Origin of the sequence: Mesobacillus foraminis (assembly GCF_004340465.1) — a bacterium.
Lineage (GTDB): Bacteria > Bacillota > Bacilli > Bacillales > Cytobacillaceae > Mesobacillus_B > Mesobacillus_B foraminis.
The window spans coordinates 102,903-115,009 of record NZ_SLVV01000011.1 but is presented as its reverse complement, the minus strand read 5'-3'; the positions used below and the strand labels follow the sequence as shown (position 1 = coordinate 115,009).

At 41.8% G+C, this 12,107-nt stretch carries 16 protein-coding genes, 1 riboswitch and 1 other annotated feature; of the genes, 7 read left to right on the top strand and 9 right to left on the bottom strand.

All coding sequences use genetic code 11. The annotated features are described in order from the left end of the window. Positions 1 to 381: 381 nt before the first annotated feature. The 3 genes from EV146_RS20000 to EV146_RS19990 form a co-directional block, all read right to left on the bottom strand. On the bottom strand, positions 382 to 1,197 hold the full coding sequence (locus EV146_RS20000; protein WP_132010046.1) for a YihY/virulence factor BrkB family protein: 816 nt from the start codon (positions 1,195 to 1,197) through the stop codon (positions 382 to 384). 61 nt (positions 1,198 to 1,258) lie between these two features. After that, on the bottom strand, positions 1,259 to 1,609 hold the full coding sequence (locus EV146_RS19995; protein WP_132010043.1) for a YtxH domain-containing protein: 351 nt from the start codon (positions 1,607 to 1,609) through the stop codon (positions 1,259 to 1,261). 51 nt (positions 1,610 to 1,660) lie between these two features. Next, the gene (locus EV146_RS19990) at positions 1,661 to 2,128 is read right to left on the bottom strand and encodes a low molecular weight protein-tyrosine-phosphatase (RefSeq protein WP_132010040.1); all 468 of its coding nucleotides are present in this window, start codon (positions 2,126 to 2,128) and stop codon (positions 1,661 to 1,663) included. 212 nt (positions 2,129 to 2,340) lie between these two features. Between EV146_RS19990 and EV146_RS19985 the strand changes: the two genes are divergently transcribed. After that, positions 2,341 to 2,562 (top strand): DUF1128 domain-containing protein, encoded by a 222-nt coding sequence (locus tag EV146_RS19985; RefSeq protein WP_132010037.1) that lies wholly within the window; start codon positions 2,341 to 2,343, stop codon positions 2,560 to 2,562. Positions 2,563 to 2,654: 92 nt separating this feature from the next. Here EV146_RS19985 and map read toward each other — a convergent pair whose 3' ends face one another. Together map and EV146_RS19975 are read right to left on the bottom strand one after the other, a co-directional pair. Then, positions 2,655 to 3,407, bottom strand: a complete 753-nt coding sequence (gene map / locus EV146_RS19980) for a type I methionyl aminopeptidase (RefSeq protein ID WP_132010034.1) — start codon at positions 3,405 to 3,407, stop codon at positions 2,655 to 2,657. Between the two features lie 132 nt (positions 3,408 to 3,539). Continuing rightward, entirely contained in the window at positions 3,540 to 4,055 is a 516-nt protein-coding gene (locus tag EV146_RS19975; RefSeq protein ID WP_121610032.1) for a type 1 glutamine amidotransferase domain-containing protein, read from the bottom strand. A 114-nt stretch (positions 4,056 to 4,169) separates the two neighbouring features. Between EV146_RS19975 and EV146_RS19970 the strand changes: the two genes are divergently transcribed. Beyond that, positions 4,170 to 4,445 carry a late competence development ComFB family protein gene (locus tag EV146_RS19970; protein ID WP_241993984.1) on the top strand — a complete coding sequence of 92 codons (276 nt, stop codon included), beginning with the start codon at positions 4,170 to 4,172 and terminating at the stop codon, positions 4,443 to 4,445. Between the two features lie 209 nt (positions 4,446 to 4,654). Then, entirely contained in the window at positions 4,655 to 4,978 is a 324-nt protein-coding gene (locus EV146_RS19965) for a helix-turn-helix domain-containing protein (RefSeq protein WP_121610033.1), read from the top strand. Positions 4,979 to 5,083: 105 nt separating this feature from the next. Here the strand turns inward: EV146_RS19965 and EV146_RS19960 are convergent, their stop codons facing one another. Together EV146_RS19960 and EV146_RS19955 are read right to left on the bottom strand one after the other, a co-directional pair. Beyond that, entirely contained in the window at positions 5,084 to 5,224 is a 141-nt protein-coding gene (locus EV146_RS19960) for an anti-repressor SinI family protein (protein ID WP_132010031.1), read from the bottom strand. 32 nt (positions 5,225 to 5,256) lie between these two features. Then, positions 5,257 to 5,345, bottom strand: a riboswitch (cyclic di-GMP riboswitch). A gap of 246 nt (positions 5,346 to 5,591) precedes the next feature. Further along, entirely contained in the window at positions 5,592 to 5,786 is a 195-nt protein-coding gene (locus EV146_RS19955; RefSeq protein ID WP_121610034.1) for a hypothetical protein, read from the bottom strand. Between the two features lie 241 nt (positions 5,787 to 6,027). Here EV146_RS19955 and EV146_RS19950 point away from each other — a divergent pair, with 241 nt between their 5' ends. Next, a complete protein-coding gene (locus tag EV146_RS19950; protein ID WP_132010028.1) occupies positions 6,028 to 6,363 on the top strand; it encodes an XRE family transcriptional regulator in 336 nt (111 codons plus the stop codon). Positions 6,364 to 7,153: 790 nt separating this feature from the next. Here EV146_RS19950 and EV146_RS19945 read toward each other — a convergent pair. Both EV146_RS19945 and motA read right to left on the bottom strand, forming a co-directional pair. Further along, positions 7,154 to 7,972: a flagellar motor protein MotB gene (locus EV146_RS19945; RefSeq protein ID WP_132010025.1), complete on the bottom strand. Its 819-nt coding sequence runs from the start codon at positions 7,970 to 7,972 to the stop codon at positions 7,154 to 7,156. Beyond that, a complete protein-coding gene (gene motA, locus EV146_RS19940) occupies positions 7,965 to 8,759 on the bottom strand; it encodes a flagellar motor stator protein MotA (protein ID WP_132010022.1) in 795 nt (264 codons plus the stop codon). Before motA ends, EV146_RS19945 begins: the two co-directional genes overlap by 8 nt. Before the next feature lie 462 nt (positions 8,760 to 9,221). On the opposite strand from motA, the gene EV146_RS19935 reads away from it, so the two are divergent. The 3 genes from EV146_RS19935 (at position 9,222) to EV146_RS19925 (ending at position 12,104) form a co-directional block, all read left to right on the top strand. Beyond that, the gene (locus EV146_RS19935; RefSeq protein ID WP_132010321.1) at positions 9,222 to 9,659 is read left to right on the top strand and encodes a MarR family winged helix-turn-helix transcriptional regulator; all 438 of its coding nucleotides are present in this window, start codon (positions 9,222 to 9,224) and stop codon (positions 9,657 to 9,659) included. Positions 9,660 to 9,676: 17 nt separating this feature from the next. Next, positions 9,677 to 9,901 (top strand) — a binding site (T-box leader). Positions 9,902 to 9,945: 44 nt separating this feature from the next. Beyond that, entirely contained in the window at positions 9,946 to 11,190 is a 1,245-nt protein-coding gene (gene tyrS, locus EV146_RS19930; protein WP_132010019.1) for a tyrosine--tRNA ligase, read from the top strand. A gap of 71 nt (positions 11,191 to 11,261) precedes the next feature. Further along, a complete protein-coding gene (locus EV146_RS19925) occupies positions 11,262 to 12,104 on the top strand; it encodes a Cof-type HAD-IIB family hydrolase (protein WP_132010016.1) in 843 nt (280 codons plus the stop codon). Positions 12,105 to 12,107: the final 3 nt, after the last annotated feature.

Here is a 12,107-nt window from a genome sequence, read left to right as displayed (position 1 = left end):
AGTAGCTACTTTATTCTAAATTTTCAATTAGATATCAATACTCCATTTGCTAAAGAGTTGAAAATTGATTTAAGTCATTTTCGTTTAATGAAAAAGCAGTGTGAATCCCTATCGAAACACACTGCTTCTCTGAATTGTTTTAAAATCTTTTACAGAACCGGCTGCTTACCCAAAAGCCCAAGATTTAGTGATAGCCATTTGACTTATTTGATGAACTTGATGTTTTGCTTTTAGGACTGGATTTTCCTTTTTGTTTTGTCCCTCCGCCTTTGTTTTTGGACATCCAAATACCCCCTCCATGATAAATGAGGTTTCCCTCCGGTCTATTTTTTACAGATTCCCACTTATTATTTCAAGGTAAGATAAGGCAGGCAACATAAGCTAGCAGTTCTCTTTTTTACTCGAGAAATAAGCGTTGATTTCTCCACCCAGTATGGTGATGAAGCCGGCAAGGTACAGCCAGATCAACAGGACTATAACCCCGCCAATTGGACCGTAAATAACAGCATACTGCCCAAAATTGCTTACATAGTAGGAAAATCCCAGCGAGACAACAACCCATCCCAAAGTAGAAAAGACCGCGCCAGGGAGGGCACTGATGCACTTTAACTTTTTATTTGGAGCAATCCAATACAGCCCTGTAAAGACTGTAAATAAAACAAAAAAGGAGAGAAACCAGCGCAAAGCATTCCAGAATGAGAGGAACTCACTCTTTAGCCCAAATTGGGCAAACAAAAATTCACCAAGTTCACGGCCAAAGACTGGAAGCAGCAGTGCCACAATGAAGACAAAGATCATGGCAATGGTGAGAATGATTGACATTAATCTTGCGAGCAAAAAAGGCCGTGTCTCACTAACGCGATAAGCCTTATTGAATGCCCGGACTACGGCATTAATCCCATTTGAAGCCGACCAAAGTGTTGCCAGGATTCCAAAAGACAGGAGGGCCCCGTCCTTCCTCAGGACATCTTCAATACTGTTGGAAAGAAAATGGGCAGTCTCCCCGGGAGCATAATCGTGCAGCAGTGTAATCAAATCCTCTTTTGTAATCGGCAAATACGGCAAAAGGGATACGAGAAAAATGAGGAGCGGAAACAGAGAAAGCAAAAAGAAATAGGCCAGCTGGGCAGCCAGGGCCGGTACATCGTCTTCATTAATCCTGTTCCAGATGCCTCTGAAAAAAGTTAAATCAATCATTCCAGGCTCCCCCCTCGCCCCGCCGGCTTGCAGCCGCTCAATCTAGTAATGGCATACACCATTACTGCATGAGATTACTTTTTCCATCTTCACCCATTTTCATAAACGTCTCCTTCGTATCATGAACGAGCTCTGTCAGCTGTGGCGGTACATCCCTGATTTCCTCAACCTTTTCAGCAATAAATGCGACATCTTCCGTGACCTGCTCAACAGTAGTCGTGACTTTTGCTACTGTCTCCCTTACATCATTGACAAATTCATCAGGATGTTTGGCAATATAGCTGACGCTTCCTGACACTTTGCGCAAATCCTCTTTAACGGACATCCTCGTCGATCTGTCAAAAAGACTTAATGCTCCTCCTGCCACTGCCCCCAATACCATTCCAAGCCAAAACTTTCTCGAACTTCCCATCCATGCTCACCCTTTCAATCTGCTGTGTTACTTTATTAATACCCTTGAAGACTAAAGATGATGTGCTGCTTTTATATGATCCAGCAATGCCTGGCAGCCTGCTTTTACAAGATCGTAGGTCTCGTCAAAATTGCCCGTAAAATAAGGGTCTGGAACATCCTTATTGCCTTGGCCGACAGTAAAATCGAGCAGCCTCTTAACTACCGGGCCATCTCCATCGGAAAGCTGTTTGATGTTCTTGATATTTTCCGAGTCCATGCCGATTACATAATCAAACTGGTCAAGATCATCTGCTGTAATCTGCCGGGCTTTTAAGCCTTCTGAGTTTATGCTGTACCTCTCAAGGATTCCTCTGGTCCCTTCATGCGGAGGCTTTCCCACATGCCAGTCCCCGGTGCCCGCCGAATCAACGGAGATTTTTTGTTCAAACCCTTCCCGTTTTACTAAATCACGAAACATGGCTTCAGCCATCGGTGACCGGCAGATATTCCCCAGACACACGAATAAAACATTTATCATTCTTGCAACTCCTCCTCCCTAACATTTTCGTCGATTTTCGGTGACATATGCAAGTTTTGCCTGATTTCTTTTTGGCCGACAGCTGGAATCTGCCCACCAAGCACAATAGATACGGAACCTGAAGGGTCAGAACTTTTCAGGTTAAAATTTGGTTGACTTTTACAAGGGAAAATGGAAAGATGATGGTACATAAAAGCGGGAGGTTGAACACAGTGGACCTATCAGTTAAATCGGTTGAAAATGTAGAGTTTATGATTGAAAAAATTAAAGAGAAGCTCAATGTTTTAAATATGGGCGCAATTAAACCGTCGCACTTTAATGAAGAAATGTACGAAGAGCTAAGGGACATTTATGAAATGATTATAAAAAAGGACTCTTTCAGCATCAATGAAATGCAGGCGATTGCCGAGGAACTGGGAAGCCTTCGAAAATAATCCAAGTTTAAACCGGCAAGTAAAGCCGGTTTTTTACTTTTCTGGTCAAATAGAAGAAAAAAAGACAGCCAGATTCCGGCTGCCTCGCGTGCTTATTCTCCCTGATCCGTTAGGATGACAGGGCCGTCCTTGGTAATGGCGATTGTATGTTCATACTGGGCTGAAAGCTTGCCGTCAATGGTGCGGGCAGTCCAGTGATTAGAATCCATTTTTGTTTTCCATTCCCCGATATTAACCATAGGTTCAATCGTAAAAACCATTCCTTCTTTAATTCTCGCACCTTTCCCTGGCAGTCCAAAGTGTGGGATATCGGGCTTTTCGTGAATAACATTCCCGATTCCATGGCCGATGAACTCTCTCACAACCGAGAATCCTGCTTCCTCCACATACGTCTGGATCGCGTGGCCAATATCACCAATACGATTTCCGGGGACCGATTTTTCGATTCCAATATAGAGGGCTTCTTTTGTTACCTTCAGGAGTTTTTTAGCCTCGGCTGATACATTACCCACTGGATAGGACCAGGCTGAGTCCGCTAGTCCGCCGTTCAGATTTACGACCATATCTATGGTGACAAGATCTCCATCTTTCAATGGCTCTTTTCTGGGAAAGCCGTGGCAAACTTCATCATTTATACTGGCACATGTGGCATACTCGTAGCCGCGGTATCCCTTTTGCTCGGCTGTTGCACCGTGCCGGCTTAAAAAGGCATCGACAAACTGGTCGATTTCCCAAGTCGTTATGCCTGGTTTTATCATCTTGGCAATCTCTTTATGAACAGCAGCAAGCAGTTTTCCCGCTTCATGCATTTTTTCTATCTCTCTGGCTGATTTTAAAACAATCATTCCTTCATCTCCCTGAATTTGTTCTTTCCTCTTCTATATTAGCTTATACAGGAAATGGTGTAAAAAATACTACGATCCCAAAATAAGAAAGCCCTTTTGCACAAAGGCAAAAGGGCTTTCTAGAATTGATTCCTATTTTAACAAGTTTAATGCTTCACGGTTAAATGCCGGGATGTCGTTTGGAGTGCGGCTTGTTACCAGCTGGCCTCCGCAAACTACAACTTCCTCATCCTTATAGTCTACTCCCGCATACTCCATATCTACCTGGATGGACTTATAGCCTGTGGCTTTTCTTCCTTCCAGGGATTTAGCGGTGATAAGCAGCTGAGGCCCATGGCAGATAGCGAAGACTGGTTTCTTATCATCCATGAATGCTTTCGCAAACTGAACGAAGCGGTCGTCAGCTCGGAGCTGGTCCGGAGAAAATCCGCCTGGTATGAACAAGGCATCAAAATCGGATGGACTTACATCATCGATGCCTTTATCTATGGTCGTCTTGATTTCGCCCTGCTTGCCAGTGACGTTCTTTCCCTGTTCTTTTTCAATCGATACTACCTCATGGCCTGCATCCATAAAAGCACGTGTTGGCTCTATATATTCTGAGTCCTCAAACATATCCGTAATGACGCATGCAATTTTTTTACCCATATGGTGTCACTCCTTTCAAAAACTTACCATTATAATGCTTCCCTGTCCTCAAAGAATAAAACCACTTCTTGTAGTATAATGGAGTCTAAACCTCAAGAGCGAAAGAAGGATCCCATGGATAAAGGCTATATGAACGTTATGGAAGAACTTGTTGCTACCCTGGTGAATGTACTGATGATGAGCCCTGACTACCAGACATTCTGCCACTGCCAAAAATGCCGGACCGATATCATTGCCATCAGTCTGAACAATCTCCCCAGCCATTACGTTACGACTGAGGAAGGACGGAAAATGGTATTCGAACAGCTTAATACCAATGAAAACCGGGCCTGGATCAACAAGCGGATTATCAGTGCTATTCATCTCGTCGGAAAATATCCTAAGCATTAAGGTGAGATTATAATAAAAAGCTGCCAGTCCATTTGATCTGGCAGCTCTTTTTGAAAATTTCTTGTTAAAATAACCCTGAAATGGTCGATACTATAAATAGAATATAGGCTGAAAGGATTATTTTTTGTTCTCTCAACGTTCTTAATATGGAACCGCAAACAAAAATTTGTTATGATGAAACTATATGATGTATAAGGTGTGTGAATTTTGTGATTGGTGAAAGAGTTAAAAAGTATCGGCTTGAAAAAAAGATGTCTTTATCTGAACTGGCCGAACAAGCTGGTGTAGCCAAATCTTATTTGAGTTCCCTTGAAAGGAATCTTCAAAAAAACCCTTCTATACAATTCCTAGAAAAAATTGCCTCCGTTTTAAATATCCCCGTCGATCGTTTAATACATGACGAACCAAGCAAAGAATCCGTTGATTCCGACTGGATAGGACTGGTTCGGGAAGCTATGGATTCCGGGATTTCCAAGGAACAATTTAAGGAATTTCTCGAATTCAACAAGTGGAGAAGCAACCAGGGCAAATAGACAATTTTTACTGAAAGGAAAAGCCACCTGATGAGGTGGCTTTTTCACAGAAAAAAAGCAACCCTTATAGAGCTACTCAGCCTTTTGCATATGTACCAAATGGACTTAGCTGCCCACTGCCACTGCGTCAGCTTTGTCACTGTTAAGGAAATCCCTGATCTCTTCTTTATTGATTCCCAATTCTAAAGCTTCCTTGATCAACTTCACCCATTCGGCATCCAATTCACTATGCAATGCTTTTTCCATGTCTCTTTTCCCCCTAAAATACGTTTCGTATTCCAGGCAGTCCGGCTATCATAGCACCATCCCACACCTTAGACCCGTGACTTTGCGCCCTTGACTTTCGACAAGTTTGCCTTTTTCTGTGACAAGCTGCTTACTTTTATTAACAAATCCTATTTTATATGGTTCTTAATAAGGATTTTGTTGAAAATTGTCATAAAGATTTAAAATTCCTAATTTATTTTATGGCAAAAGCTGACATGGTGCATGGAAACAATTCAATCTTTGCTTATATATACACTTCAATTCCCCGTGTGCCTGTCGAATGCTTGTTCTAGTGGAAGAAGTTATAACTATATTTTCCCTCAAATATCCTTGAACAGAGTCGAACTTATTTCAGCACTCTATGATTCTTATCATATACCTGGGTTCTCCATTTCTGGAGAATAATCAATTTCTCAAGAGTTTCTGCGTCAAAGAATGGATAGTTTGTGAGATCATTCCCGCAAACCGGGCAATGCCAGGTCCCTGCCTCACTGCTGCTAAAGGAAGGCCTGCCGCAACGCTCGCAATTTTTCCTGTACATCGTTTATCCTCCCTGCAACTTCCCAATACCTTCTAATAAATGCTTCAAGATTTAATTTGAGTATAGTGCATTGGAACTAATTATGAAAAAGTCCAAAAACCGTCATTTTTTCTTTAAAAAGAACAGTTTTCGTTCTTTATCTAGGTATATCTTGTAATTGCTTACTTTTTGTGTTTTTTACAGAACTGATTTGTTCGTTATAATGAAATTGTATGGACAGCTAAAATAAGGAGAATAAAAAATGGGGGTAGGTCAGCAAATTAAAAGGCTCAGGATCCAAAAAGAATATTCCATCACCGAGCTTGCCGAAAAAGCGGGGGTTTCCAAATCATACTTAAGCTATATTGAACGAGGGATCCAGGAAAATCCATCCCTTCATGTTCTGTCACGCCTTGCAAACACACTCGGAGTATCTCCGGAAGAATTAATGTGCGAAGCCAGCACTGCAGAACATCTGCCTCCCGTAGATCCAGAGTGGCTCGAAATGATTGATGAAGCAATCAAGAATGGAATTCGCAAGGAAGACTTTGCTTTTTATCTCGACTTTGTAAAATTCAAAAACAAGCAAGGAAACTAGGAGAATATGCAGTAAAAAAAGCATCTGAAGAAGACTCAGCCGTAGGGCTGATTTTTTTCAGATGCTTTTATTAGCCGTTTATTAATTTATCGATAATTCTGTTAATAATTGTGTCTAATCTGTGAAAATTAACTTATATTAATACTATCAGGAAGCCCCCTATTATAAGGAGGAGTTGAAAATGACCTTAGTCCATATATTAAATTTCTCAATTCCAATTGCATGCATACTCTTAATTGGAGCAGGGCTAGATAAAATGTGCAAACCAGATGTACCGAAGCAGGAAGGAAAGGACTAGATTCTTTTTATAAATAAAGACACTCTTAGATTTGGAGGTAGCTTGTAATCCAATACCTGAATCATAATAGTTTATATATGTTTCTCCACCCTCAGACTTATCATAGTTTTTAAGAAGGTAGAACCCACGCCCCTGCAATTAATTCAATTGGTTTATTAGAATAAGTTTGCCTAAGTCCTCTCTGCTTTCCACCCGTAGTATTAATCGGAAATACCGTAGAACCTCTTATGTTTTCCCATCTAGTTATAGGCTCATCTTGTGTTCCCTCCCCCCTTGCTTTCCTCTGCTCTCTGGCACGCATTTGCTTTTTGCGTTCCCTCCACCCCATTTTCCACGAGCACGGGCAAACCCCCTTAGCTCCAACAGGGTTCATCTATCATTAAAGATTCTGCCATTAGCATAGGTACCTTCTTCGAAATACTCCTTATTAGTACAAAAAAAAAACAGCCGACAACATTAGGTCCGGCTGCACTTTTACCATATGAAAATAAATCAACCTGCACTCCTTGGCAGAATCAGGATTTCAACCCTTCTGTTTCGGGCTTTTCCCTGGGCTGTGTCATTTGATGCTGCCGGCTGGAATTCGCCAAAGCCTTTGGCGCTGAACCAGCGGGGATTAAGCTCGTCATTTTTCAGGAGAATTTTCATAAACTCTACTGCCCGCATGACACTGAGTTCCCAGTTTGACTCGAAATTGGCATTTTTAATTGGGACATTATCGGTATGACCGCTGATGATGATGTTCCGCGGGGGATTCATTACAAGCAGATCAGAAATCTCTTTTGCTGTTTGCACATCCTCTTGCCGGATGGTTGCCTTTCCCGAAGCAAAAAGAACATTGTCCCGGATGGTGACCAGCAAGCCTTCATCGGTAAGCGAGGTATTGAGTTTATTCTTTAAATCCTTCTCTTTGATATAGGCATTCACCTTGTCCTGAAGCTGCTTAAGCTCTTCCTTGTCCCTGGCCTTCAGGAGTGCCTCAATTTCCTTGGCTTGGTCCTGATCCAGACTGTTCTGCTCGTTTTCTGATAAAGCCGCGACAGCATCCTTTTCCTTGTCCTCGTTCTTCTGATCCTGCAATTCCGTATTTTCTTCTTGTATCGGACTTTGGTATTCCATTATGCCTGTCCCGCCCGTAAAAACTTCGTTGAACGTTTTTGATAATTGCTGGAATTTTACAGCGTCAACGGAGCTCATCGCAAACAACACGATGAAAAGCGCCAGGAGCAAGGTCAGTAAATCCGCATAGGGGAGCAGCCATGATTCATCGACATGATGCTCCTCCTGATGCTTCTTTTTTCTTTTACTCATTATTTCCCACAACGCTTTCTTCCAGGATCTGCTTCCTCTCACCCGCTGGCAAGTAGGCGGCAAGCTTCTGCTCAATCACCCTTGGGGCCTCTCCCTCCAGGATGGAAAGGATTCCTTCAACCATCAGGTATTTAACCTTGGCTTCCTGTTTAGATTTACGTTTGAGTTTATTAGAAAATGGATGCCACAATACATATCCTGTAAAAATTCCCATCAGCGTTGCCACGAATGCAGCACTGATTGCATGTCCAAGCGCTTCACTGTCATTCATGTAACCCAGTGCGGCAATCAGTCCGATAACAGCACCGAGCACTCCCAGTGTAGGGGCATAAGTGCCGGCCTGCGAAAAAATCGCCGCTCCAACGGAATGCCGCTCTTCCATTGCCTCAATCTCCTCCGATAAGATATCACGGATATAATCGGCACTCTGGCCGTCAACTGCAAGGGAAAGACCATTCTTTAAAAATTCATCCTCGATTTCACCGGTTTTAGCCTCCAGTGCCAGAAGCCCTTCCTTCCTGGCAAGCTGTGCCCAATCGGAAAACATCCGGATTAATTCACCCATATCTGCTTCTTCCTGCTCCTTAAAAATAACGCCAAAGAGCTTCGGCACCTTTTTAATTTCATTGGTTGGGAAAGCAATTGTCACGGTTGCCATTGTACCGACCAGTATGATTAATATGGCGGCAGGATTGGCCAGCGCGACAACACTTACTCCTTTAAGGACCATTCCAACCCCAACCGCAATTATGCCAAGGATTATTCCTATAATCGATGTTTTATCCATGCCCGACTCCCCTGTCATCTTTCCTTGCTACCTCAGATAGCCTTTTCTCTTTTTATTTCGACAGAAACCATGAAATATTTAGGAGCTGACCAAAAATTTAAGGAAAATTTCCTTCCTATTAGAAATAGGCATTCACAAGAAGAATCAATATTCACCCTTTTTTTCCCAGATAGACAGAAGAGTATTTTAAAAGGAAGCTGACCAACAGAGAAAGTAAAAATACTCTGCCGGTCGGATACAAAGTGCAAAATATCTTGATGCTGGCAACAACCGAATTAAAAATTGGTAAAAATTCGTTTCATTCAAATGAACTTGCACTCTGATCCTATTTTTGCTATTATCGTTTCATAGCTAACGATTTACCGACTATAAGGTGAGGTGGTTTTTATTCACTCATTTAATGAAGATGGAGAATTGCTCCCTGAAGAGAGGGACACCATCAATGTCTTAGCAAAACTTCCGATGGATTCTATAAACCTGGACGCAATTGCAGTTGTATCAAATATATATCGAATAGCGCAGGGTTTAAGGAACAAAATGGAAAGAGAAGTTTTATCAGAGTATGGCCTATCTTGGACTGCTTTTTCCATTATTTATGATTTATGGATTTGGGAATCAATTGAAACAAAGAAATTGGCTGAATTAAGTGGTGTCAGTAAAGCAACTGTCAGCAATATCACTAAAACCCTTGAAAAAAAAGAGCTTTGTTATCGAAAAGGAGATCAAAGGGATAAGAGAATCACCTATGTTGTTTTAACGGAAAAGGGAAAAAGAGTGATGGAAGAACTGTACCCCCGCTTTCATAAAGGCGAGGTTGAAATCGTTTCTAGTCTGAATGGAGACGAACATAAAAAGATCTCCAGACTGCTGAGAAGAGTCATTAGGGATAATAATTTCTAATGGAAACAACCGAATATTAAAAAGCATTGATGGGAAACTCAGTAGTCGTTATCTCCCTGTTACCCAGAGAGTCGATGGTTGGTGCGAATCGATACAAAGATAACACGAAATACATTCCTGGAGCTTTCTTTGTGAACCCGAAGTAGCAAAGGACGGACGAGCCGTTATTCGTTGAGTGGAAGAACAATGCTGTTCTTCAATAAGGGTGGTACCGCGTGCAAGAGTTAAACCACGTCCCTTTTTTAGGGATGTGGTTTTTTTATATTTATTTTAGGAGGAATACGGAATGAAAACACTAATGGAACAGTTAACAAAGGATCAACTAGCTGAAGTTCAAAGGCAGATCGCCATATACAGCCAAGGCGTGCATGATATAATTCCCGTCGAAGAATTGGAACTCAAAGTGGCAAAGTCGATTGTAGAGAACACCCCGCTAAAGATCAAGCTTGGATTAGATCCTTCCGCCCCGGATGTCCACCTAGGGCATACGGTCGTCTTAAACAAGATGAGGCAATTCCAGGAAAATGGCCATATTATCCAACTTATCATTGGGGATTTTACCGGAAAAATCGGGGATCCAACAGGAAAGTCCGTAGCTAGAAAACAACTGACGGATGAAGAGGTAAAGCATAATGCTAAAACATACTTTGAACAATTTGCAAAAGTAATTGATATGGAAAAGGTTGAGCTGCATTATAATTCCAAATGGCTGTCTGAATTGAAATTCGAGGATGTTATTCAACTGGCCGGCAAAATAACGGTAGCAAGGCTGATGGAAAGGGATGACTTCGAAGAAAGAATTGCTTTTGGCAAACCAATATCCCTGCACGAATTCTTCTACCCGCTTATGCAGGGCTATGATTCGGTTGTCTTAGAATCCGATGTTGAACTTGGCGGGACAGATCAGCATTTCAATGTTCTTATGGGAAGACACTTTCAAGAAAAGTTTAGGAAAGAAAAGCAGGTTGCCTTATTAATGCCTTTATTAGAAGGCCTTGATGGTGTTGAGAAGATGTCCAAATCCAAGAACAACTACATCGGCATAGATGAAAGCCCGCAGGAAATGTACGGCAAATCAATGTCCATTCCTGACGAATTGATGATTAAATACTTTGAGCTGATAACCGATTTTACCCCTGACCAAATTAAAACAATTAAGGATGATCTTGAAACAGGTGTTTTACACCCCAGGGACGCAAAAATGTTGCTCGGCAAGACCATTGTGAAAATATACCATGGAACCGAGGCAGCAGAAAAGGCAGAGCAGCACTTCATCACCGTCTTCCAGCAAGGTTCCATGCCTGAGGAAATCCCTGCAATTGAATGGAAAGGGGAAACGGTAACATCCGTCATAAATTTGCTTGTAGATTTACAATTGTTAAAGTCCAAGAGTGAAGCACGGAGAATGATTGAAAATAGAGGAATTAAAATTAACGGAAACAAGGTTGAAGACTCCCAATTCCAGATTAATGTGACAGATGGTTTAATTATACAGGTTGGCAAACGCAAATTTGCAAAGATCAGGATTTAGCCAGGGAATACTGCACCCGGCACGGTATGTTAATTGCCAGGTGCAGATTTTTAATCAGAAAAGGTGGAAACATGCAGAAAATTATCTTTATGGATGTTGATGGCACGCTTGTAAATGATCATGGGGTGGTCCCGGATTCAGCTAAACTTGCGGTTCAAAAGGCCCGGCAAAACGGCCATCTAGTTTTCATATGTACAGGAAGATCCAAAGCAGAGCTCTTTAAAGATATAATCGACATAGGATTTGATGGCATCATTGGTGCAGCTGGGGGCTATATTGAAGCAGGAGAAGAGGTATTGTTGCATGAACGGGTTAAAGTAGAGGATGTTCAACATCTGGTACAGTTTTTTAACAAACATGGGATCGACTTTTATTTAGAGTCCAATGGGGGTTTATTTGCAAGCAAGAACTGCAAAAAGCATATCCGTGGGATTATTGAACAATTGCTGATTGATAATCCTGGGGCCAGAGAGGAAATCGAGAAAGGATTGCAGCCTTTTCATGATTGTTTAATCGAGGGAGAAGATCTAATACGAGATGATATTAATAAAATCTCCTTTTTAGGGTCAAATCTCGCTATAGAAACCATAAATCAGGAGTTCTCATCAAAGTTCACCGTGATTCCAAGCACTGTACCCTTTTTCGGTGAAAATAGCGGAGAGTTATCAGTGCCCGGTATCCATAAGGCCACAGCCGTTGAAAAGCTCATACGGGATTTGAACATTAAGAAAGAAAATACTTTTGCATACGGCGATGGACTGAACGATATGGAAATGCTTCAATATGTACAATATGGCATTGCCATGGGAAATGCCAAGGAAACCTTAAAGGCGGCGGCCGACGATATCACAGATACACATGACGAACATGGGATCTATAATAGTTTCAAGAAGTATGGGTTGATCCAGGACTAAGTT